The sequence below is a fragment of the Pseudomonas sp. BN606 genome (assembly GCF_029873115.1).
GTDB lineage: Bacteria > Pseudomonadota > Gammaproteobacteria > Pseudomonadales > Pseudomonadaceae > Metapseudomonas.
Genome location: NZ_SSOF01000035.1, coordinates 1 through 2,331 on the forward strand (window position 1 = coordinate 1; position 2,331 = coordinate 2,331).

General features: G+C 52.2%; 2 protein-coding genes. One reads left to right on the forward strand and one right to left on the reverse strand.

Translation table 11 applies throughout. From position 1 onward, the window contains the following. Positions 1 to 1,043: pesticin C-terminus-like muramidase (locus E8E75_RS02445; RefSeq protein ID WP_280357921.1), on the forward strand; the 1,043-nt coding region annotated here is incomplete at its 5' end. A gap of 706 nt (positions 1,044 to 1,749) precedes the next feature. Here the strand turns inward: E8E75_RS02445 and E8E75_RS02450 are convergent. Further along, a partial coding sequence (locus E8E75_RS02450; RefSeq protein ID WP_280357923.1) for an HAD-IA family hydrolase occupies positions 1,750 to 2,331 on the reverse strand: 582 nt, incomplete at its 5' end.

Sequence of the window (2,331 nt, forward strand, 5' to 3'; positions counted from 1 at the left end):
CTGACGAGGCTATCGAATCCAACCGCGCCAGGGCCGACAAGTCTGATAGGGGGCCAGTCAGATCCCGCCTCTACGAGATCATCGATACCAACCGCGACGGCAGAATGACCGCCGAAGAGTTGCAGGCGGCACTGCGTATACCGGCGCATGCCCAGTCTATTTCTCAACTGGTTATTCATTACGAAAGTGAATGGTATTACCAGGAAAGAAAGTGGGATGCACTAGATAAAGTGTTGGGGCACACCACTTCCGCACCAATTCTGAACTGGGTGGTGGAAAAAGAGCGAATCAAACAGTTGAGTTGGTGGAAGGAGGTGGCGATCAAGGTTGAACTTCCAGAAGTAGGGAGGATTTATTATTTGCACCCGGTTGGAGTAATGACAAGTCTTTCGGAAATGGTTGATGAGAATGATATTGGATGGCTTAAGGTTCCATATGGTCAGCTAACTTTTGATGTTGAAGGTAATGACATAGAAGATGGAACGCACCCCTTGTATAGATACTTTAGTCGTGTTGCCCATTGGCTTGGTGGAGTGTCGGGAGTGACGATTGGGCGGGGGTATGATCTTGGGCAGCGGCCAACTCCCGCTGCTGATTTGCGAGCGGCTGGAATACAGGAACCTTTGTTGTCTTGGTTGATGGGGGCTGAGGGGCTTAAGGGAGAGGCGGCGAGGATCTATTTGAATAGTGCTCCTGCTAATGTTTGCAAGCAAAGAATAACAAGAAAGCAGCACGACCTATTTTTGCCTGTATATACATACATGAAAGAGAGGGTTGTGGAGATTTCAAGTAAGAAAGATACCCGAGAGGTGTATGGAGTTTTGTGCTGGGAAGAGACAAACTGGAAGATTAGAGATGTTGTTGTTGATCTAATATATAGAGGTGACTACACGGGTGCGACTAGGCGAATTATACAAAAGCCATTTGTGGATAACTATTATTTGAATTTTTCCAGAGGAGTTTATAACTATAATAACTGGCCTGGAGTTCCCGTGGATAGGTTCAATAGAAGGGTTTCGTATTTGAGGGGGAGGGTTAGATAAAGTGTGGGATTATGCTCGTATTATTGTTTGTGACCTGCAGGAGTGGCGCTGAAAGTTATGTTGAGTCGAACTACAAATTGGTTGCGGAATCTGGTTTTTCTCGTATCGGTGGGAAGGTGTTTAGATATATGAGGGTGTATGGGGGTATGTTTATTTGTGCAGAATCTTGATCCTGAGGCTGAGTGGGTTGTCGCTAGGCAAAAGGCATGTTGCGGCTATAAGGGGGGAAAATTTGATAGAGACTACGCATATGCTGGTTTTGAGGGTTTTTCGTTTGTTGGTAAAAAACTAGAATTTATCCTTAGTGTTACAACTCTTCCTCCTGTGCGCGACTTGAAGCTTAATTTTTTTATTAGTCTTGAAGAAGAGATAAGCGATTTTTAGTGTGATTAGCGTCGGTTTCGTATGGAAGTGCATGACTGGGGTGCATAAAAATAAATCCAAATCTGGTTGCTGCACAGTAGCTTGTTTGACAGGGTTTGTTGTAATCCATTGCGAATGGCACTTGAAAATGTCCAAAACTTGGCACCAGTCCTGATTGGTTGTTCAGGACTCGATGCATCCCTCGCGAACAAATTTCCCACCACAGGATTCGGCTTCCCACGCGCCAAAAAGCCCGGCCCTTAAATGGGGCTGGGCTTTTTCACGAGAGGTGCGGGCATCCTTGCCCGCCGGGGGAGGGGCCGACGGCTGACCCCGCTTCCAATCAGTTGGCCTGGGGCATCTCGCCACGGGCCAGGCGCTTGTTGATGTCGTCGATCACCGCCGGCAGGTCGGCGATGGTGTCGATCAGGTAGTGTGGGCGGGAGCCTTCGAACATCTGGCCGATGCGCGCGCGCTCCTGGTCCAGCTTGTCCTTCGGCAGCGCCTTGAACTGCTCGTACGTCAGGCCCAGGGCGTTGCCCGAGCAGGTCAGCGCCACGGTCCACATGCCGGCGCTGCGGCCTTCGAGGATGCCCGGCCAGGTGTCGTCCACCTTCACGCAGGCGGCGACGTCGTTGATGCCGAGGGCGATGACGTTGGCCAGGGACTGCGCCGGGTGCGGGCGGCCGTTGGGCACTTCGTCGGTGGCCACCACGTGGTCCGGCGTGTAGCCGTTCTCGCGGGCCAGCTCCACCACCTTGGCCATCACCACCGCCGGGTAGCCGGAGCAGGTGCCGATCTTCAGGCCCTTGCCGCGCAGGGTGGCGATGGCGTCGAGGGCGCCGGGGATCAGCGCGGAGTGCAGGCCGATCTTCTCGATCTGCAGCGGCATGAAGCGCTCGTAGATGGCGGTGACGTCATCGTC